At 60.2% G+C, this 20,694-nt stretch carries 17 protein-coding genes; 7 read left to right on the top strand and 10 right to left on the bottom strand.

Features of this window, described 5'->3' with window-relative positions; genetic code table 11:
• Positions 1-5: 5 nt before the first annotated feature.
• The 8 genes from K6U75_04185 to K6U75_04220 all read right to left on the bottom strand — a co-directional run bounded on the left by K6U75_04185 (position 6) and on the right by K6U75_04220 (position 8,251).
• On the bottom strand, positions 6-1,220 hold the full coding sequence (locus K6U75_04185) for an ATP-binding protein (protein MCL6474239.1): 1,215 nt from the start codon (positions 1,218-1,220) through the stop codon (positions 6-8).
• A 152-nt stretch (positions 1,221-1,372) separates the two neighbouring features.
• Entirely contained in the window at positions 1,373-2,710 is a 1,338-nt protein-coding gene (locus tag K6U75_04190) for a right-handed parallel beta-helix repeat-containing protein (protein MCL6474240.1), read from the bottom strand.
• A gap of 11 nt (positions 2,711-2,721) precedes the next feature.
• Complete coding sequence (locus K6U75_04195) at positions 2,722-3,495, bottom strand: sulfite exporter TauE/SafE family protein (GenBank protein MCL6474241.1); 774 nt, start codon at positions 3,493-3,495, stop codon at positions 2,722-2,724.
• Between the two features lies 1 nt (position 3,496).
• On the bottom strand, positions 3,497-4,438 hold the full coding sequence (locus K6U75_04200; GenBank protein MCL6474242.1) for a YraN family protein: 942 nt from the start codon (positions 4,436-4,438) through the stop codon (positions 3,497-3,499).
• 28 nt (positions 4,439-4,466) lie between these two features.
• Positions 4,467-5,507: an alcohol dehydrogenase catalytic domain-containing protein gene (locus tag K6U75_04205; protein MCL6474243.1), complete on the bottom strand. Its 1,041-nt coding sequence runs from the start codon at positions 5,505-5,507 to the stop codon at positions 4,467-4,469.
• A 12-nt stretch (positions 5,508-5,519) separates the two neighbouring features.
• Positions 5,520-6,899 carry a dipeptidase PepV gene (gene pepV / locus K6U75_04210; protein ID MCL6474244.1) on the bottom strand — a complete coding sequence of 460 codons (1,380 nt, stop codon included), beginning with the start codon at positions 6,897-6,899 and terminating at the stop codon, positions 5,520-5,522.
• A 63-nt stretch (positions 6,900-6,962) separates the two neighbouring features.
• A complete protein-coding gene (locus K6U75_04215; protein ID MCL6474245.1) occupies positions 6,963-8,000 on the bottom strand; it encodes a hypothetical protein in 1,038 nt (345 codons plus the stop codon).
• A gap of 11 nt (positions 8,001-8,011) precedes the next feature.
• On the bottom strand, positions 8,012-8,251 hold the full coding sequence (locus K6U75_04220; GenBank protein MCL6474246.1) for a hypothetical protein: 240 nt from the start codon (positions 8,249-8,251) through the stop codon (positions 8,012-8,014).
• A gap of 331 nt (positions 8,252-8,582) precedes the next feature.
• Between K6U75_04220 and K6U75_04225 the strand changes: the two genes are divergently transcribed.
• From K6U75_04225 to K6U75_04255, 7 genes are all read left to right on the top strand, one after another.
• Positions 8,583-12,848, top strand: a complete 4,266-nt coding sequence (locus K6U75_04225; protein MCL6474247.1) for a S8 family serine peptidase — start codon at positions 8,583-8,585, stop codon at positions 12,846-12,848.
• Between the two features lie 111 nt (positions 12,849-12,959).
• Positions 12,960-13,391: a hypothetical protein gene (locus K6U75_04230; GenBank protein ID MCL6474248.1), complete on the top strand. Its 432-nt coding sequence runs from the start codon at positions 12,960-12,962 to the stop codon at positions 13,389-13,391.
• Between the two features lie 130 nt (positions 13,392-13,521).
• A complete protein-coding gene (locus tag K6U75_04235) occupies positions 13,522-14,595 on the top strand; it encodes a redoxin domain-containing protein (protein MCL6474249.1) in 1,074 nt (357 codons plus the stop codon).
• 6 nt (positions 14,596-14,601) lie between these two features.
• Positions 14,602-15,099, top strand: a complete 498-nt coding sequence (locus tag K6U75_04240; protein MCL6474250.1) for a TlpA family protein disulfide reductase — start codon at positions 14,602-14,604, stop codon at positions 15,097-15,099.
• Positions 15,096-15,986, top strand: coding sequence for a DUF58 domain-containing protein (locus K6U75_04245; protein ID MCL6474251.1), 891 nt, complete (start codon positions 15,096-15,098; stop codon positions 15,984-15,986). The genes K6U75_04240 and K6U75_04245 overlap by 4 nt, the downstream gene beginning before the upstream one ends.
• Positions 15,983-17,821, top strand: a complete 1,839-nt coding sequence (locus tag K6U75_04250) for a VWA domain-containing protein (GenBank protein MCL6474252.1) — start codon at positions 15,983-15,985, stop codon at positions 17,819-17,821. Before K6U75_04245 ends, K6U75_04250 begins: the two co-directional genes overlap by 4 nt.
• A 152-nt stretch (positions 17,822-17,973) precedes the next feature.
• Complete coding sequence (locus K6U75_04255; GenBank protein MCL6474253.1) at positions 17,974-18,201, top strand: hypothetical protein; 228 nt, start codon at positions 17,974-17,976, stop codon at positions 18,199-18,201.
• Positions 18,202-18,336: 135 nt separating this feature from the next.
• Here the strand turns inward: K6U75_04255 and K6U75_04260 are convergent, their stop codons facing one another.
• The gene (locus K6U75_04260) at positions 18,337-19,125 is read right to left on the bottom strand and encodes a hypothetical protein (GenBank protein MCL6474254.1); all 789 of its coding nucleotides are present in this window, start codon (positions 19,123-19,125) and stop codon (positions 18,337-18,339) included.
• A 56-nt stretch (positions 19,126-19,181) separates the two neighbouring features.
• Positions 19,182-20,639: a nucleoside triphosphate pyrophosphohydrolase gene (mazG, locus tag K6U75_04265; protein MCL6474255.1), complete on the bottom strand. Its 1,458-nt coding sequence runs from the start codon at positions 20,637-20,639 to the stop codon at positions 19,182-19,184.
• Positions 20,640-20,694: the final 55 nt, after the last annotated feature.

Consider the following 20,694-nt stretch of genomic DNA (forward strand, 5'->3'; position numbering starts at 1 on the left):
ACCTGTTACACCATCTCCAGCGGCACCGCCGTCACCCCCGGCGCAAGCGGAAGCACATGGGTGCCCAGATGCACCAGCCAGCCTCTGTCCGCACGGTGCGGGTAATCGCGCAGGAAAGCCTGTAACCCCGATGCCATCCCCGGGCGAGGGGTAGCAGTTGCCTTCACCTCTATCGGAACGAGCTTGCCGTCCTGCTCTAACAGCAGGTCTACCTCTTGCCCAGAGGCGGTACGCCAGAACGTTACACGGGGCTCTTCCCCGCGGTGCCAGAGCCGTTTCACTACCTCTGAAATCACCGCCGTCTCCACAATCGCCCCTGCTATGGGACTGGCGATGGCGTGCTCCACCGAGCGCAATCCCACCAGATAGCACAACAACCCTGTATCCACGAAATACACTTTGGGCGTTTTAACCAGTCGCTTGCCAACGTTTTCGTGGTAGGGGCGCAGCACAATTACCTGATGGGTTGCCTCCAGTACCGACAACCACGCCTTCGCGGTGTTGACCGATATTCCCAGGTCGCGCGAAATATCCGACAAGTTGAGCAGCTGCCCGCTGCGAGCCGCCAGCACACGCAGGAAGGTCTGGTAGGACAATAAATCGCCCACCTGGCGCAAAGCGCGCACATCACGCTCCAGGTAGGTCTGTACGTAGCTGGCATACCACAGGGTGAGATCGCGTTGCTCATCCAGAGCGATTTCAGGGTAGCTTCCGCGCAGGAACCACTGCCACCACTGTGCGATGGAAAATGCAGCTGGCTCCGCAGACGGCTCCCTTTCCCAGATGAAATCAGTTTGCGGTTCCCCCTTTCTCTCGGCGAAGGAGAAAGGCATCAGTTGCAGTATGGCACACCGCCCCGCCAGCGTTTCAGAGACACGCTGCATCATGAGCAGGTTTTGCGAGCCGCTTAGGATGTATTGTCCCTTCCGCTCGCGATGCGAGTCAATATCCTCCTTGATATACGGCAAGAGCTCAGGAGCGTTCTGCACCTCATCCAGAATGAGCGGAGGCGCATACAACTGCAGAAAACCGCGCGGGTCGGATCGAACAGCAGCTAGGACATCCGGGGTTTCGAGGGAAACGTACCGGTAGCGGTCGCCGAACAGGTGCTTGAGCAGGGTTGTTTTGCCAGTTTGCCGTGCCCCTGTGAGTACGACCGCCGGAAACTCACGCGCCGCCCGTTGCAAAACTGGTTCGAGACCTCTCGGCAGATACTCCATACACACGCCTCGATGCGATTTTGCATTATGATTGCAAAATTGCACGAATTTGTCAAGAGCCGCGGGAGGGCACGACTCGCGCGGCGCCAACCCCCTACCCGCGCACAGGTCGCTCCGCACAGTGCTGCGTCAAAGAGAGGGTTGCGACCGTGTCACAAATATCCCCCCGCGTAGCCTACGTTGAACTGCAGGATGGTTTCCTGCGCGTCGTCCAGACGGACGTTTGCCTCCACGTTGCGGTGCATCAGGTTCTCGGTAATCACTGTGCGATCGGCGTTGACCAGCTCGATACCGACGCGGTTCTCCTGAAACTCATTTTTGCGGATGGTGTGGTCGTGCGGGCGCGGTGCGGTTGGTTCCCCTTCTTTGACCTCCAGCGGACGGATGCCGTGGTCCTGGTTCGCCGCGATACGCACTCCCTTGCCACAGCGCGTGAAGATGTTCTCCTCGATGAGCCACTCGCAGCTGGTATCGTTCTGCGGGGCGGAGCGGGCAAACTCGGGCACATACTTGCTCCAGAGCAGGATACCATGTCCGCACGCCTGAAACGTGTTGCGCCGCACGGTAAACCCCACGCCGTTTTCCACCGCGATGCCCGCCTGCCGGTTGTGCAACATGCGGTTGTCCTCTATCACGAACTCGCGCGAAAAGCCCAGCCAGAAGCCATAGTTGCAGTAGTTGGCGAAGTTGTTGCGGTACACGTTGCCGCGGCTGAAGGTGGCTTCAAAGGCGATGTTGGGGCTATAAGAGCCGTCGTTTTCCTCAAACAGGTTGTCATCGCAGCCAACCAGTTCCATTTGTGGGGTCATGCCCGCAAGGAAAAAGCCGTCGCCCCCCAGACGGGCATAGTTACGCCGGAAGATGTTTCGGCAGGATTTGTAGACTATCAGGAAGCCCGTGGCATCCGCGCCCATGTGTCCGTAGCGCTCCCCGCGCGGCTCATAGCGGCAGCAGAAGTCTGCATAGTTGTGCTCATACAGGCTGTCACTGGTGTCATACAGGTGGAACCCGAAGCCGCTGCAGTAGTTGGCGACGTTGCCTCGCACGGTCAGATGGCGACAATGGTAAGCCAGCAAGCCGGTCATCTGGTGCTGCAGGTCGTTGTCGGCAATCAGGCTCTCCTCCACCCGGCACAGCAGGATACCCCCGCCATAAGCTTTTTCCACAGGCAGCCAGATGTCGAGAAAGATGGTATTGGGTTCCACTTCTGCAGTGGAAGTGACCTGACAGGCGGTGATAGTCAGCGACTTGCAGTCGGTAGCGCGGATGCCGTGATAGTACTCGCGCAGGTGCAGCCGTTTGATGGTCACGCCCTGCCGTCCTTCCACACGCACGCCTACCCCAGTGCGGTTGTTGCCGACCAGAATCGCTCCGTTGCCGTCCAGCGTCACACCATCGGCAGCAAGGGTGATGCCGTTCGGCAGGTAGTACACACCCGGCTCGAGCACGGTATCCTGAGTAATGACCATCCCATCGGTGGGAACAACCATGTTTCTCCTCCTCAGCCAATAATTAACTTGACGGCAGCGATTGCCGCCAGTATCAGAACCACTTCGTCGAACAGTTTCTGTGGGATGCGCGGCAGCAACCACCTGCCCACATATACCCCCGCCACAATCACCGGTATCGCCGTCACGTTGAACAGCAGGCTTCGCACAGTGATGATGGGCTTTTCAGGGTTTATCAGGCTCAGTACGATGAATACCGGCAGTTTGGAGAGGTTCACTGCAAAGTAATACCATGCCGAAGTGCCCATGAACTGCTCTTTGGGCAGCCGCAGGCTCGTCAGGTAGATACCCATGATGGGACCTGCGGCATTAGAGACAGTGGTCGCAAATCCCGCGGCGGTACCGGTGGAGGCGATACCCACAGGGGAGTGGGGTGACAGACGCTCTCCCCACCGCTGGCGCAGCAGGTGTATCGCCAGCATCACCAGCACCAGCGTACCGATGATTGGCTCCAGCAGGTCGCGGCTGGTGGGCATTTCCCCCAAACGCCATAGCACATACGCCCCCAGCGCCATGCCCACCAGCACCCATGGGATAAGCTCGACGAGACGTTTCCATTGCGTATGTTGACGGTACCACCGTACCGCAAAGATGTCACCCACGATGAGCATGGGAAGCATAGTGCCAACGGAAGCTCTACCTCCAAAGGCGGCAGCTAGCAACGGAACCACCAGAATACCGATACCCGGCACACCCGTTTTGGAGACACCGATAAGGAAAGCAGCCGCAGATGCCAGTGCTATTTGCCACGTCTCGTACGGTAACACCTCAGCGCGTCGCCCTACCGGAGACCAATAGAGTGCCTTCCACCTGTTCTCCGCGATGGTTCACCAGACCGATGCCCACGGCACGGACTACCTCGACAGTCGGTTCGTCGAAACGCATGGCGAACACATAAGGAAGGTAAGGCGGAGTATAACCTGACTCTTGCAGCCTGCGCTGATAGTTCCTGGACTGCACCCGCTGCGCCCAGCGATAGACATCTTTTGTGCCGAGGCGGTGCTTCACCTCCACGACTACCGTTACGTCCTGACCGTTTGGATCGGTCGCCCGCAAGATGACATCAACCTCGCCGTTGATGAGAGCGGATTGCACCGACTTGTGGATGACATAGCCGCGCTTTTTTAACACCCACCCCACCATGTCTTCCGCCTCATCCTCAACGGTCATACCTATCGTGTTGGACAGGTTGCGCACTTCTTTCTGCAGACGTTCGAAAGCCACTTCCAGACGTTGCTGCCCTCGCTCCAGTCGGTCTAGGCGAGCATCTGTCTGTTGCCTGTATCGTGCGAACTCCTCCTCCGTGCGACGCTGCGCCTCCGCGAGTTCCTGGATCGCTTGCTCCAGACGGTTGAAACGCTCTTCTGCGTAGGCGCGGTACCGTGCGAACTCCTCCTCCGTGCGACGCTGCGCCTCGGCTAAAGCACGAACCTCTGCTGCCAGTTCCGCGAAACGACGGTCTGTCTCCTCGCGGTAAGAGGCAAACTGCTCCTCGAGGCGACGGTGTGCCTGTGCCAGGGCGCGTACTTCTGCGGAAAGGGCAGCAATTTCGGCTTCGGTGCGTTTCTGCGCTTCGATAAGCTCACGAACCTGCTGGGGTAACGACAGGAATTCGTCACCCAGCAGTGCGCCAAGCAGCTCCGCCCGCCACTCCGGTCGCTGGCGCAGTATCTCCAGTAAATCGCGGAAATCCTCAACCGTGAATGCCATCCACTTTCACCTCATCCATTATACCGTATTACTCAGAATGCATCTGCACGAACGCTTTCACCACGCCGTCCTGATAATGAAACGCGGTCTCGAACGCCTGCTGACACTGTTCCTTCGGGAAAGTGTGCGTCGCCAAACGGGCAAGGGGAACCCTGCCCTGTAGCACCAGCCGCATCGCCCGCTGCAGGGTCAACCGCGAACGGCGCACCATCAGGATGCTCAAGCCCTTGCGACGCGCGGCGGAGCCTTCCAGCCGAACATGTCCTGTCGGATTGGTTCCTATCATCATACATTTCGCGCCGGGGGCGGCTATCTGCGCTGTTTGCCACTGCGTATCATCTACTCCCGCACACTCGAAGACGTAGTCAAAGCCTCTGCCGCCGGTGAAACGTCGCGCCTCCGCCACCACGTCTGCCTGTGCGGCGTGGACCGCTTCGTCTGCTCCCAGCTCGTGCGCCAGTTTTAGCCGGTAACCGAGCACGTCTGTGCAGAATATCGGATGGATGCCCATCTGCTTCAACACCATGAGCACACACAACCCCAGCGTGCCGCAACCCAGTATCGCTGCCGACCTCCCTGTGCGCAGCTTGCCCAGGTCCACCGCATGGAGTGCAATCGCCAGCGGTTCCAGCAGTACTCCCTCTGCATCGCTGAGGCTGTCGGGCAGCGGCTCCAGCAGGTGCGCGGGATGGGCGATGAACTCCTGCATCGCCCCTGCCTCAGGAGGCAAACCGAGAAAGAAGTGGTTCGGACACAGGTTCAGGTCACCGCGCAGGCAGAACTCGCAGCGCAGACAGGGTATCGCCGGCTCTATCGCCACCCGTCTGCCCACAAGGTGCGCATATTCGGGGGAGGTAACCTCCTCTACCACGCCCATCGCCTCGTGTCCCAGCACGAAAGGCAGTGATGCCCGCGCTTCGCCAATCGCCCCGTCGCGGAACAGGTGCAGGTCGGAACCGCAGATGCCCACCTGCAGCACTCTTACCAGCGCGTCGCCTGCCTGCAACGACGGCTCGGATGCGGAGAGGCACTCCACCCTCCTGATACTGGTTAAACACACCGCTTGCATGGTTTGCCCTTTCTACTGTGCCAGTTCGTAGAGGATACGTGCGTAGATGAGCGTGATTTTCTGCAGCGTGCTCACCGCGATGCGCTCGTCGGGTTCATGCGCCGCGCCGTCGCCCTCAAATCCCGTGCCGATGGCCACGATGTTCTGTGTGGCACGGGCGTAGGTACCGCCGCCCATCGTTTGGGGAGGCTTATCGTCGCCAGTCTCCTCGCGGTACACGCGCAGGATGGTCTGCAGAAAGGGAGTCTCCAGCGGTATGTACAGCGGCGCAATCCCAAAATGGTTCGTCAGGGCGAACCCCTGCGGCTCTATGACGGCTTTCAGCCTCTCCAGCAGCGCGTCCAGCGTCCATGTGACCGGGTAGCGCACGTTGATGGTGCACTGCACCCGCGCGCCGTTATAATCGAAGACGCCGAGATTGGCGGTCAGCGCACCGGAGGCCTCGTCGCTGTGCGCGATGCCGATAGCGGCGCCGTCGGTGCTCTGTGCCCACTCGCGCAGGGTGCTCAGCCAGTGGCGGTTTTCAGGCAACCCCAGCAGCTCCAGCGCGCTGAGCAGTTTCGTCACGGCGTTCACGCCCTCATTGGGAGAGCTGCCGTGCGCCGATTTGCCCCGCGCCACCACCAGCACCCCCCTGTCCTCCGAGGTGGTTACGATGTCCTCGATGCCTGCCAGCGCGCACTGGATGGCGTCGATCTGTTCGCCTTTCGCTTCCAGAAAGGCTTCCGCCCGGTCAGGGACCATATTTGGACGCTCACCGCCGCGCGCCCAGACGATGCGTGGCAGCTGTTCTGCGGGAGACGCGCTCTTTTCTATCTGCAGATTCACAATACCCTTTTCGGCGTAGATGAGCGGCCAGCCGCCATCCGGCGTAAAGCCGCAGCACGGTCGCTCCGGTTCATGCTGGAAATAGTATCTCATGCACTCCCAGCCGCTTTCCTCATCTCCGCCCACAATCAGGCGGATGCGTCGGCGCACCGGCAAGCCCAGTTCCCGGATGGCTCGCGCCGCGTAAAGCACCGCGATGGTGGGACCCTTGTCGTCCTGCGCTCCGCGTGCATAGATATATCCGTCGCGCAGCACCCCCTCAAAGGGTGGAACGCTCCAGCCGTTGCCCGGCGGCACCACATCCACATGGCTGAGTGTGCCGACAATCTCGTCCCCTTCGCCGATTTCCAGATGCAGTGCGTATCCATTGTAGTCCTTTACTCGAAAGCCGTAACGCCCGCCCAGCTCCAGCAGGGTATCGAATGCCGCACGAACGCCCAGCCCAAAAGGCGCCATCGGCAGCGGCTCGCTTTTGACGCTTTCGCACTGCAACAGCGCGCGCAAATCGACGACCATCTCGTCGGTGTGTTCTTCTATCCAGCGTTGTAAAGCCTCACGTGCCATACTGTGCATCCCTCCTGTGCTTGCCATTTGGGCAGAGGCACGGCGTTTCCCTGCCGCGTCCGTTCAGTTTCCGCGCAACAGCCTGCCTACCGCCTCTATACGCCGCGTGTCTGGTTTTCCGTTCGCGCCCAGTGTCGGGCACAACCAGCCTCCCTCATCGTGCTCGTTCCAAGCATAGGCGATAAGCGTATCCGCCTCGCAGCGGTCGCGATGAGCGCGCACGAAGTCCAGAGCCTCCTTCAAAGCGAGCGCGCATTGCTCGGGGGTGAACGTTTTGTAGTGCTCAGGACCCGGCTGGTACCAGGGAACCGGGGTATCCACGCGCGGTCGCGGGTCCCATCCCCAGGACACCAGCGGTATTGCCTGACCGACCTCTACCATCTGCTGCCACAGTTGGTGCATCTCTTTCAGAGCCAGTTCAAAGGGCGCGCCTTCCCGCGTGCCGCCGGGTAGCGCGTATGCAGAGATGGCATCCGCGCCTATCGCACGACGTATCCGCTCCGTCTCGTGGGGGGAAAAATACATCACCGCGATATAGGGATTGCCTGCTCCGGTGCGCACCGAGACGGAGCGGAGAGAATCTATGGTGCGCTGAAAGGCATCGATGCTTCGCCACTGTTGTAACACCCACCGGCTCTCATGCGCCAGCAGATAGACGAGCGGACGGTTGTCCAGCACGCGCTGGTAATGCGGTCGGGCAAAATAACCGACCAGCCGACGCACCATACGGTGATACTCATCCGGTCCGCCAAAACGCTCCCACTCCACGATGTTGCAAAAGCGCAACCCGTGTTTGGGAGTCATGTCCACGAAACGGCGCAGGGGAAGAGAAAGCGGATGGTCTTCCGGATATGTGACAAACGCCCAGTAGTCCAGTCCAGCCCTGCGCGCGTAGACAATCTCCTGTTCCAACACGCCTGGAAGGTCTCCACGGATGCGGATGGTACCATCCCTCCGCACCCGCGCAAACCACGGCAAACGAAAGCGGTACTGCGGAGGAGATAGGGTCTTTTCCACCGACTTACCGACCTCGCTGAGTTCACCATGCCAGGCGTCCCATCGGATGGCACCCACGAGTGCCCTGTGTTGCATGGCAGGCATACATCACCTCCTCAACGGGCTGTCAGCACTTCTCGGAAGAAGTTTTCCAGGATACGCTTACCATCCGGAAATCTGTCGGTATACTGCTCCGGATGGAACTGCACGCTCACGATTGGGCGACGCCGATGCCGCATGGCCTGAATCCGGCATTCCGGCGTCGATGCCAGCAGTTTGAAACCCGGCGGCAGCTTTTTAATCTCACACTGCCACTCGCCCGGGTAGAAAAGCACACGTAGATTAGCATGGACTATCCCCTGTCCTGCACTTCACTCCGGTGGTTCGCCAAAATCGACTTGAATCCTTTCCGTACCTCACGAAGTCTACTGTCATCTTTATCACATAAAATGTTATTTTCAGGTAATCTTTTAAGCCTCTATCTTTTTTATACAAAAATTTCGTGAAATTTTACACGAAGCCTTAGCAAAACCTCTGTTTTGGCACGGATTATGCATATATAGTAAGTGGCATAGTTGTTTCCACCTGGAGAATATGCCGGGATGCAAGGGGGCAGGGACCTGTATACTGACCCCTGGTGCCGGGGTGAGTTGCAAGCGACGCCCCGAAAACAGGGAGGTAATTTCAATGAAGAACAACCGCAACTGGCTTCTGCCTGCGGTTTGGTTGGCGAGTCTGCTGCTCTTCGGCGTGTCACCGTCGCTGCTGGCACAGCAGGCGAGGAAGCCGAATCTGGACACGGGAGCGTTCTCCTGTCTCCTTCCGGGCAGCCCGCTGGATATGCTCCTCGCCGCGCCCGGAACACAACCCCCTCTTCAGTACGAGACCTCGGTGGCACACACCCGCCCCGAGAAAGCCAACTCTAACCGTCCCGTCGGTCAGGCGTACCTGCGGGGAGGGCTGGCGCTGGGCAATGAGGGCGTGGTGGACGCCGGTTGCTTTCCTTTGCCTTTCGGCACCAAAGGCGAGAAGGTCGCACTGGCGTTTTTGAGCGGAGAGTATGTGCCCCCCGAGGGCGAGAAACTGCAGCCCGCTCTGGTGAGACTGGCGCAGCAACGCTCCGCGCAACTCTCCGCGCTTGGCTCCAGCGCAAAACCCGCCGTGTATGCGCTTATCCTGCTCAACAACAGGCTGGACGACGCACTGCAGGCGCGGCTGGAGGAGCGCGGGGTGGAGCTGTATGGGTTCTATCCGTATCGCGCCTACCAGGCGCGCATTCCGGTAGACGCGCTGAACACCGTGGCGGCGCATCCGCAGGTGCGCTGGGTCGGTCAGCCCAATCCGGTGCAGAAACTGGATCCGGAACTGCTGTACTTTATGGGTGACCAGAGCGGCGAGCGCATCTGGCTCTACGTGAACCTGTTCGCCCCCGATGAAGCAGCACGTGACGTCATCTCCAGCATGGTGACGCAAACCGGCGTGTGGGATTCGTCACTGAGCGTGCTTGCCGTCGTTGCGGACGCCGCTACCGTCAACCGCCTGCTGGATATGGATGCGGTGCTGTTCGTGGAGCCGATACGCCCGTCGCACGTCATGCACACCGAGTCGCAGGCATCCATTGATGCCGACCTCTTGTGGCATTACCAGCATGACGGACGCCCCGAGGGCGGCCGCCCTATCAAGGTGGGCGTGATGGACACTGGCGTGCGCATCTCGCACTGGGATTTCGCCAATATCCTTGGAGGCACTGCGGGTTACAATCGCACCGATGAGGGCAGCTGGTGGGAGGACCTGCATGGACACGGCACACACGTCTCCGGTACCTTCATGGGTGAGGGACGAGCACAGTTCCGCTATCGGGGCACGGCATCCGGATTGCGTGATACCAACGTCGACGGCTGGGACTTTATCTTCAGCAAGGTGTTCCGCTCGGATGGATATTCACAGGGTGACTCGATTTATCAGGGCTTGCTGGACATGCAGGGCAGAGAGACCCGCTACAGACGGCAGGTGTTCAACTTCAGCGGCGGCGCAGACGGCAGCTATCTCGTCGGCACGGACACCAATTCCCGCAAGGTGGATGAGATGTTCCGGCAGAACATCGTGCCGGTGATAGCTGCGGGCAACGCGGGTCCCAATGAGGGCACCGTTGGCTCGCCGGGCGTGGCGAAGGGCGCGTTCACCGTAGGTTCCATCTACGACGATGGTGTGGGAACCTTAGACCAGATGCGCTCCACTTCCTCACGCGGACCCACCGGAGATGGTCGTGTAAAACCGGACGTGGTCGCTCCGGGCATCTCGATAGACTCGTGCGGTAAGGACAGTGATACCGACTACGCCTACGGCTGGAGCGGCACCTCCATGGCAGCGCCCCACGTCGCGGGACTGGTAGCAGGCTTCATTGGGCACTACAACACCCCTGCCTGGGCAACCAAGTCCACCATCCTCGTCAATGCCATTAACCTGGGGCACGCCGCCACGGCTCAGGGACGAGGCAAGGTAGATGGCATGCTGTCGCATTACAACATAGACGGTTGGTGGTCCACCTGGTGGGACAGCAATGGAGGCACGGGAAGCCTGAAAACCATCGATTTCAACCTGTCTCAAAACGCTGCCCTGTTGCGCATCGTGCTGGTGTACCCGGATGCGCCTGCCCCGTCTGGTGGTAGCGTTGCGCTCAAGAACGACCTGGACCTCTACCTGGACAAAGAGCCTTTCACTAGTGGAGCCAGCGGCGAGTGGTGGTCTGTCTCTTCCAGAGACAACATAGAGGTCATCAATGTCGCGAACGCCACCGCGGGGAACTATCGCATCAAGGTGTACACCTATAACCAGAACGAGGGTTCCACGCAGGCGTGGGCAGTGACGGCGCGCGCCTTTTACGGCGATGTCACCCCGAACGTCACCATCACATTCACCGCACCGGTGGCGGTGAAACCCAACGTGAACTTCGAGGTGACCGGCTCGGCACGCGCGGATTCTTATGTCGCCTCCGGAGTGCTGGGCGACATCAACCTTTTAACCTCCGGTGTAGTGCTGAACGGGCTGACCTACGTGCGCTACGCCCCGGACGGTGCAGAAGAAAGCGTGTATTTTGCGAGCAGGGAGAGCATGAATCAGGGCAACATCCCTGCCGGCTACTGGCGACGGCTGGTTTGGAGCCTGAAGGGAACCACCGAGGGCTCCAAAAGCATCCGTTACGACATCCAGTCCATCAACGGCGGCACCGCCTCCGTCACCCGCACGGTGATTGTGGACGGTACCAACCCCACCAACTGGCAGGGCTTTCTACCAGACTGGACGAACGACCCGACGCCGAACTGCTCTATCCAGGTACAGGACGCCCTGTCAGGGCTGAACACCAGCGAACTGTACTACTGGTACTGGACTGCTGCCACAGGGACGCGGGGACCGTTCGCGTGCACCACCAGTGCCGCCAACGGCTCCACCGCGCTCGAGCGCATCACCGCAACGGACGTGCCGTTCAATCAGGAAGGCAGCACCGGGCAAAATCAGGTCTATTTCCGCGCCTACGACCGTGCGGGCAACTCCAGCGACAGCGGCTGGAAAACGGTGAAGATCGACCTCACCGCCCCGCAGGACTGGCAGAACTTCACTGTGACCAGCGTGGGCAGCACAGGACTGACGCCAACCTGCACTGTGCAGGTACGCGACTTGCTGTCAGGGCTGAGCATCTCCGCTGGAGCCTATTACCGCTATTCGAAAGATGGCGGCAGCACGTGGAGCACCTGGCAGCTGGGAACCCTCACCGGTTCAGATGGCACCCCCGCTTTCCAGACCCTCACCGCTACCAACGTGCCCTTCAACCAGCAGAACGCAACGCTGAACAAAATCCAGTTTGCTGCGCGTGACGTAGCAGGCACATGGGGCTACAGTCCCCAGTACACCGTAGCCACCAAATACACCACCTATCTCGACCTGCAGAACGCTTCCGGCACTATCGGACAAACGGCAACTCTGCAGGCAACACTGCGTCGCGTCTCGGACAACGCCGTGTTGTCCAGCAAGACGGTGAGCTTCAGCGTGGAAGGCTCGTCTGTTGGCTCTGCGACTACCGACGCCTCCGGCGTTGCCAAGCGGACGTGGACGGTGACCGCCGGTATACTGGGTGACGTGCCGATGAGCGCATCGTTTGCCGGAGACAGCACGTACCATCCCAGCTCAGACACAGCCACCTTCCGCCGCTACGCCGATACCGTCGTCTCTGTCTCGAACGTATCCGGCAGGCGAGGCGAAACCGTTACCCTGACCGCGAAACTGACGCGCAAGCACGATGGTGCGCTGATCATTAACCGCATGCTTAGATTCAAGGTGGACGGTATCGTTGTCGGCAATGCGCTGACCAATATCGGCGGTGTTGCCAGCGTGGCTTACACCATCCCCAACGATGCCTCCATCGGGGCGCACCAGATTCTGGTAGAGTTCGCCGGGGACGATCCCCTGAATCCCAGCAAGGGCACCGGCACACTCCACGTTGCTCCAACCATTCACGTGGTCAGCGGGCGTGTGTATCTGCAGGATTACATCGCAGACCCGACCGATACCTCGGTCACCATTGAAATCCGCGAACCAGGCAGCACCACACCGGTGGAAACGCACATTGTGCTGCTCGACGGCAACCTGTACGCCTTCGGCACCACGCTGGAGGGAACGTACGACCTCGCTGCCAAAGCCTCGCACTGGCTGAGACAAACCCGACAACGAATCGCTATCCGGGGCGATGTGACGGTGAACTTCAGCCTGATCAACGGCGACGTGGATGGCGATAACGAAGTAACGCTGTTTGATTTCGGCGAGCTGGTCGCGGCGTTTGGCAGTCTGCCGGGCGACAGCAACTGGAACGCCAATGCCGATCTGGACGGAGATGAGGAGGTCACCCTCTTTGACTTCGGCATCCTCGTGCGCAACTTCGGTTTGATTGGCGACGATTAAGCGAACAAAGGGGTGCTCCGTACGGAGCACCCCTTGACAAACAGCCTTCCCCCAAGATAACATGCTAATAGAAGTACGGTACGACCGTCGACCAGAAAGGGAGGTCTCCCGATGCGAAGTTCCAGAAAGGGGTTTGAGCTCGACCCCATTACCCTGGGCACCATCGCGCTGGGCATCGTGCTGGTGGTGGTGTTCATCGTTATCGGCAATAACCGGATGCCTCAACCGGTATCGCCTTCCTATGCCAGTACCTCTGCCGGTACGGGCGGAATGGGCGGCGCGCCATCGTATGGCGGAGCCCCCTATGGAGCTGGCCCCGGTGGTGGCATGCCCTATGGTGCGCCAACCGGTCCCTACGGAGGATACGGTGCTCCGCCGGGAATGCCGCCCGGTATCCCTCCGGGTGTTGGTGCTCCCACCTCTGGAGCCTATCGCCCGCCGGGCCCCATGATGAGTGGTCCCTCCGCGGCACCCTCCGGTGGAGCAGGAACGATGGGCGGACTGGGAGGCAGAAGAGGCGACGTGGGACTGGAGGAAGATTAACCTGCTCTTCCTCGCCGAGCGGCTGCCGACAGAGCAGCCGCTTTTTTATCCTGCGGTTTTGGGGTGGAACCTGTTTATCCTCGCTCGCCGTATGAAAAACAAAACACACGAAGTGAAAGGAGGAGGTTTTATGCATCGCTGGCAGAAGGCAGTGGCAGTTGTTCTGGTGCTGACGGGCATCTTCACTGGAGCGTTGTGGTTCACCGGCAACCTGTTTGCAGACCCATTGCCTCAGGGACGCTCTGCACCCGACTTTACTTTACCGGATCAAGATGGTAAACGGCATCGGCTTTCCGCGTACCGCGGTAAGACGGTAGTGCTCGCCTTTTATCCCGCAGATATGACGCCCGGCTGCACGATGGAGATGCGCTCGCTGAACGCATCGCTGCCTCAGTTCAAAGAGATGGGCGTGCAGGTTTTCGGTATCAGCGCGCAGGACGTGAAGTCCAAGCGTGAGTTTTGCGACAGAGAAGGTCTGCAGTTCCCCCTGCTGGCAGATGTCGGTGGGAAGGTTGCACGTCAATACGGCGTGCTCGCCCCGGCGGGGATTGCCCAGCGCGTGACGTTCATCATCAATCCGAAGGGACAAATCGCCAGCGTCATTACCAATGTGAACGTCAATGCACATGGCGAGCAGGTGCTGGCGATGCTCAAGCAACAACCCTCCGCGCAAGCCTCTGCCAACTGGAAGGCCCAGCTGGGACAGCTGGTGCCTGACTTCCAGCTTCCCCGAGCGGATAACGGCAAGATGGAATCGGTATACGGCGACCGCAAGCAGAAGGCAACGGTGGTCATGTTCATCGCCACCCGATGCCCCATCTCCAACGCCTACAATGAGCGTATGCGTACCATCGCACAGGAATACATGGCAAAGGGCGTTCGATTCGTCGGCATCAACTCCAACGTCATCGAGCCGACCCCAGAAGTGGCGGAACATGCCAAGCAAAATGGCTTCCCCTTCCCTGTCCTGAAAGACGAGGGTAACAAAATTGCCGACCGCTTCAACGCGCAGTTCACCCCTGAAATCTTCGTCATGGATGCGAATGGCGTTCTGCGCTATCACGGGCGGATCGACGACAGCCAGAACCCGGCAAACATCACCTCTCATGACCTGCGAGATACCCTGGACGCGCTGCTGGCAGGAAAGAACCCGCCTCGCGCGGAAACCAAAGCCTTCGGATGCACGATTAAGAGAGTGAGGTAAGAGAGGGTGTTCGCACATCGGTTCGGCTCGGTCGTCGTACTGTTGAGCATCGCGCTGCTGGCACAGGCAGCGGCAAAAGTACCGCAGGTAGACGGCGACGGTTTCAAAAAGGAGCTGGCGAAACGCAAAGGCAAGGTGGTGGTCGTCAACCTGTGGGCAACATGGTGTGCGCCCTGCCGCGCTGAGTTCCCTGCGCTGGTTAAGCTGTATAACACCTACCGCAACCGCGGCGTGGATGTCCTCGTCATCTCGGTGGATGATGTGGCGGACGAGGCGAAGGTGGCGCAGTTCCTGCAGCAGCAGAAAGCGAAAATGCCCGCGTTTATCAAGAAACCGGGCGATTCCGAGAAGTTCATCAATGCGGTGGACCGCGATTGGCGCGGGGCAATCCCGTACACGATAGTGTACGACCGTAACGGCAAACCGTTTGCCAGAATGCTGGGCGACCACACCTTCGCTGAATTTGAAGCCACGGTGAAAAAGGCTCTTGCCAAACGCAAATGACCCCCGTATCCGAAAACCCTTTGCTGGAGGCGTCGTTTCTGCTACGCCTCCAGCGTTTGCAACTGCTGGTCCGGCGGCCACTGCCGGGTCAGTGGAAGGGAGAACATCGTTCGCCCAAACGTGGTTACAGTGTGGAGTTCGCCGATTTCCGCGAGTATTCGCCCGGAGACGACCTGCGCTACGTGGACTGGAAAGCCTACGGCAGGTTAGAACGCCTCTATCTGAAGCAATACGTGGAGGAGGAAGATATCTACGTCTTGCTGCTGGTGGACTGCAGCCGCTCCATGCAGTTCGGACAACCCACGAAACTGCTGTTTGCTCTGCAGGTGGCTGCAGCTCTTGGCTACATCGCGCTGAGCCGCTTTCACCGCGTGGGTGCGGGGCTGATAGCCGACGGCAGTGTGTTCTGGATGCGCCCGGTGCGCGGCAGGCAGTCTCTGATTCCTTTGCTGCGCTTTCTGGGCAACCCACCCGATGCGCGAAGCACTGCACTCGCCGAAGCAGCGCGGCAGGTGGTCAACAGCTGGAAACACCGCGGGGCGGTATACCTGCTGACCGACCTGATGGATGAACACTGGCAGGGCGCCCTGCGCCAACTCCTTTCCCGTCGCCACGAACTCACCCTCATCCATACCCTCACTCCACAGGAATTACATCCCGACCTGATGGGTGACCTGCTGCTGGTGGATAGCGAGACAGGCGAGGCGCGCGAGGTCAGCCTTTCCGCTCACGCCCTGAACCTGTACCAGCGTGCCCTGCACCAGCTCTTTAATGACGCCTCCGCCCTGTGCGGACACTTCGGCGGCAACTACCTGCTGGCGGATACCTCGCAACCGCTGGAGCAGTTCGTGCTGCGGGAGATGCGAACAAGGGGGGTGCTGGCATGAGATTCCTTGCCGCGTGGAACCTGCTATGGTTTTTGCCCATTGGCGGCGCGATTGTCGCGCTCTACATCCTGCGCCTGCGTCGCCGTCGCGTGGAGGTTCCCGCCGTTCTGCTCTGGACGCAGGTATTGCAGGACTTTCAGGCGAACGTGCCGTGGCAACGGCTGCGCAAGCACTGGCTGTTGCTGGTGCAGCTGCTGGCTGCGCTGTTACTGGTACTGGGGGTGGCACAGCCTTACACCCGCGCATGGGTCTACTCTGGCGAGGCGCATGTGCTGGTGCTAGACGGAAGCGCAAGTATGCTGGCAACCGACGTGGCGCCCAATCGTTTCGAACAGGCAAAGGCTCTGGCGCGAGAGTATATCCAGAAAATGCCGCAGGGTGACCAGGCAGCCATCGTGCTGGCGGGGGCACGCCCTCGCGTGCTTTGCGGACTGACGTATAACCGTTCGGAGTTGCTGCGTGCCCTGAAAAACGCCCTGCCCGCTGAAACCGGCGTGAACATGGCAGAAGCGGTGGCGCTCGCCTCGGCAATCCTCGCGCCCTTCGCTGCCCCAACGATTGAAGTGTTCACCGACGGAGGCTTTCCCGAACCGCGGGATATCGACACAGGAAGAGCGCGACTTCAGTACCATATGGTGGGCACTCGTGCGGAGAACGCAGGTATCGTGGCGGTAGACCTGCGCGAAGACCACGACGCTCCCGCGCGGTTTGACCTCTTTGTGGCGGTGCGTCATAATAGCAATAGGGAAAAGCGTTACACGGTGGAGCTCTGGCGCGGCGATAATCTGACAGATGCTCAGGAGGTGGTAGTGCCCGCCAAATCGGAAGTTCCCGTGTTGTTCCGCCAGCTGATACCAGCCGACCAACCGGAGGAGTTGCGCGTTCGGCTGGACACACGCGACGCCCTCGCCTGCGACAACGCCGCTTACGCCGTACTGCACCCGGTGCGCCCGCTAAAGGTATTGCTGGTGAGCAAAGGTAATCTCTTTCTGGAAACCGCCCTGCAGTTAGATGCTCGCACCACCGTACAGAGAACAACATCGCCGCCGACTGCCGAGGCATCCGCCCAATTTGACGTGGTGGTCTACGACAATATAGAGCCCGCCTCCCCTCCTTCTGGTCATGCTGTAATCGTCGGGGTCATCCCGCGATGGTTCCCTGTTGTCCCTCTTCAGGCTATAGAGAACAGTGTGGTGGTGGACTGGAATCACACCCATCCTGTGATGCGCTACGTCGACCTCGCTTCGGTACGGCTGAGCAAAGTCACCCCCGTTGTGCCTCAGGCGGGCACGGCAACCTTAGCCGAAGTCAGCGAAGGGGCTGTGATGGTGTCCGTATCCAAGCCAGACAAACGCTGGATGCTCATCACTTTCGACGTGGGGGCGACAGACCTGCCGTTGCGCGTGGCGTTTCCGGTGATGATGCTGAACGCCCTGCGCTGGTTAACTGCGCCGTCGGAGGGGGCAGAACGTGGATTGATACCGGCAGGCGGTCTGGCAGTTATCCCCGTGCCGGGCGACCTTGACAGGATAGCAGTGCGCCTGCCCAGCGGCAAAACGAAGGAAATGAGCGTGCAGGATGGAACCGCTCCCTTTGAGGACACCGTGCAAACCGGTATTTATCGATGCCCGGAGACAGGCTATCTGTTCGCCGTGAATCTCGCACAGCGCGAAGAGACCGATCTGGCAGTGAATCAGTACGGTACTCCCGCGTCAACCGGCACATCTGCCGGCGTCAGGAAGGTTCTGGCACGGCGAGAGTGGTGGCACTGGCTGGCAGGAGTGCTCCTCGCGGTGATGTTGCTGGAATGGGTGATATACCATAGAAGGTGGTGAACCAGCGTATTTCGTGGTGCTTATAGCAAAAGTGGCAAAAAAACTGATGTTTTTTTCTTACAAAACCGTGCAAAACCCCTTGAACGGCACGCAACTTGCGTTGTAGAATATCAGCAGATGTCGGACAGGAGTAAGAGAGGAGAGGGTTCGCAATGAAAAAGTGGCTTTTGCTCGCGGCGGCGGCAGGGTTGCTGATGGTCTGGCGAGCGGCAGATGCACAATCGCTCGGCAGGCGAGATAACACCCCGAACCGCCAGCCAGGTAATGTGGTGACTCAGAGCTCGCCAGCCGTCCCGGACGCAAGTACTCTGGTATTGTTCGCATCCGGAGCCGCGCCGGTCGCCCTGTATGTGCTGAGGAGACATCGAGGCAAGAAATAGAAGTCGCGGCTCTTTGGGAGGGCTCCCCTCCGCCGCGACCGCCCCATGAACGGCGAAACGCAAGGTGAGCCGAATGTCTTCATACCTTTTTTCTCACGAGGTGGTCGCGGCACGAGAGAAGCGTCGAATACCGTACTAACGATGCGAGGCAGGTAATACCTGCTTCGCCGCTACGTACATCCGCCCATCTCGGGTACGTCGTAGTGCGCCATCCACAAACACTGTTTGTCCCCGCGTGCTTGCAGGTGCCCAAGCGCCGGTCACATAGATGCACCCTGTATCGTCGCGCAAGACCCAGTCGCTGCGGGTTACCGGCGGACCGCCTGCACACATCGGGCAGTTCGGGTCCGGCGTCCATCCCTCGTTCCGTCCCACCAAAAATACCTGCTCTCCTGCCCAGCGTTCGGGATTCCGGATGATGTCGCGGATGCGCAGGTTACCATAACGACGCGGCGTGCGGATGGTGAAGGACGCGGAAGCCTTTATCTCCTCGCGACGTCCTTGCGGAGCTGCCAGCAGCAGTATCGCCTCCACGCGGTACTCGCCCGGAGGTACCTGCCTGCCGTCGTTGTCTTTCTGGTTCCACTCCACCCGAAACCGCCTGACCTCGCCGAAGTTCAACCGCAGGGAAGAAAATGCCATCGTGAACGCCTTGCCCCGGCTCCACTGCCACCGCTCGCTCCACTCGCCCTGCTTGTAGACCAGCACGTCAAACTGCTTGCCGGACGAGAAGCGCAGCTCCAGCGGCGCGCCGCTCACGTTGCGCACCTCCAGAATGAACACCACCGGATTACCCACCTCTACCACACGTTGCTCGGGCACAACCTGCCACTGCACCGCCTGCTGCAGACGAACAGGCTTCTGCGCTCCCGCGGACAACGCAACTGCCAGAACCATGAGACTCAGCCACACCAGACGCCTCATCGCAGACCTCCTGTGCGCTACCGAGTACCCTTTGGACGCTTCGGCACCCTCGCAGGTTACTTCCCTTCTTGCGAGTTGCGCTTGGCGGCTTCCCACAGGGCGTCCCATTCCTCCAAACTCAGCTGCTCCAGCGGCTTGCCCTGCTCGCGCGCCATCGCCTCCATCTGCTGGAACCGCCCGATAAACCGCCGCACCATCGCGTGTAACGCCTGCTCCGCATCTACCTTCAGATGCCGCGCGATGTTCACCAGCGTGAACAGTAAATCGCCGATTTCCGCCTCGATGCGCGACCTGTCTCCCTGCGCAATGGCTTCCGCCAGCTCCTCCTGCTCCTCCCGAAACTTGTCCAGCACACCGTTCAGGTCGGGCCACTCGAAGCCCACCTTCACCGCCCGCTTCGAGACCTCCATCGCGAACACCAGCGCGGGCAGTGACGGAATCACCCCATCCATCACCGACTGCTTCGGCGCATGGCGGTTCTCCTCTGCTTTGATGCGCTCCCAGTTGCGCAAGACCTCGTCGCTGTCCGCCACCTGCACCTCGCCAAACACGTGCGGATGCCGGCGCACCAGCTTCTCACACTGCGACGAAACCACGTCCTGAATATCGAAACGGCTCTCCTCCTGCGCCAGCTGCGCGTGCAGCACCACCTGTAGCAGCACGTCGCCCAGCTCCTCGCACAGCTTGGCATCGTCGCCCGTGTTGATGGCGTCCAGCACCTCGTATGCTTCCTCCAGCAGGTAGGGACGCAGCGTCTCGTGCGTCTGCTCACGGTCCCAGGGGCACCCTCCGGGTCCGCGCAAGCGCGCCACCACATGCACCAGCCCGGCGAAATCGCGTCGGCTGTCGGGGGCAAGGGGTGGCACATGCACGCTAGTCAGGTGGTCTACCGGCACGCGGTCCAGCTGATAAAGAGGTATCGTCTCCACCCGCTGCTGCCCTTTCACACCTGCTGCGCGTACGACGTCGACCGGGTGGTCTTCGGGATAGTAGCGCATCAGCAGCAGCTTCAAATCAGATGCCACAAAACGGTCGTACACCTGATAATACAGCACGTGCATCCACTGGTCGGGCACGAAGCGCGTCGCGCTCAGAGCATCGATGAGCTGAACGCCGTCGGTAAGGCACAATCCCAGCGCTTCCAGCGTCGGCTCCAGAAAGCTGCTGCTGCCGACCACCTGCACGGCAACGCCCTGCGCGCGGGCGCGCTCCAGCAGCAGGCGCACGCTCTCCTCTGCCACCAGCGGATGCCCCGGCACCGCATACACGATGTCCCCCTTCTGCGCCTGCGTCAACAGCTCTTCCACCATCTGCGCATAGAGGGCGTCGAAACTCTCTGCCCGCTCGTACAGCGCGTCAAACGATTGAAAGGCAATTCCCGCCTCGCGCAGGGCATCCACCGTCGGATGTATCGCCGTGCGCAGCCACACCGGCTGCCCCGAACGCAATGCTTCCCATGCCCGCGCAGACAAAGCAGCGGGGTCACCTGCCCCCAGACCGACTATGGTAATCATGACCGTTCGACCTGTAACCTCCCGCATTCGTCGTCCCCTCAGATTTTAGCACAAT

It is taken from the genome of Bacillota bacterium (assembly GCA_023511455.1).
Taxonomy (GTDB): Bacteria; Armatimonadota; HRBIN16; order HRBIN16; family HRBIN16; genus HRBIN16.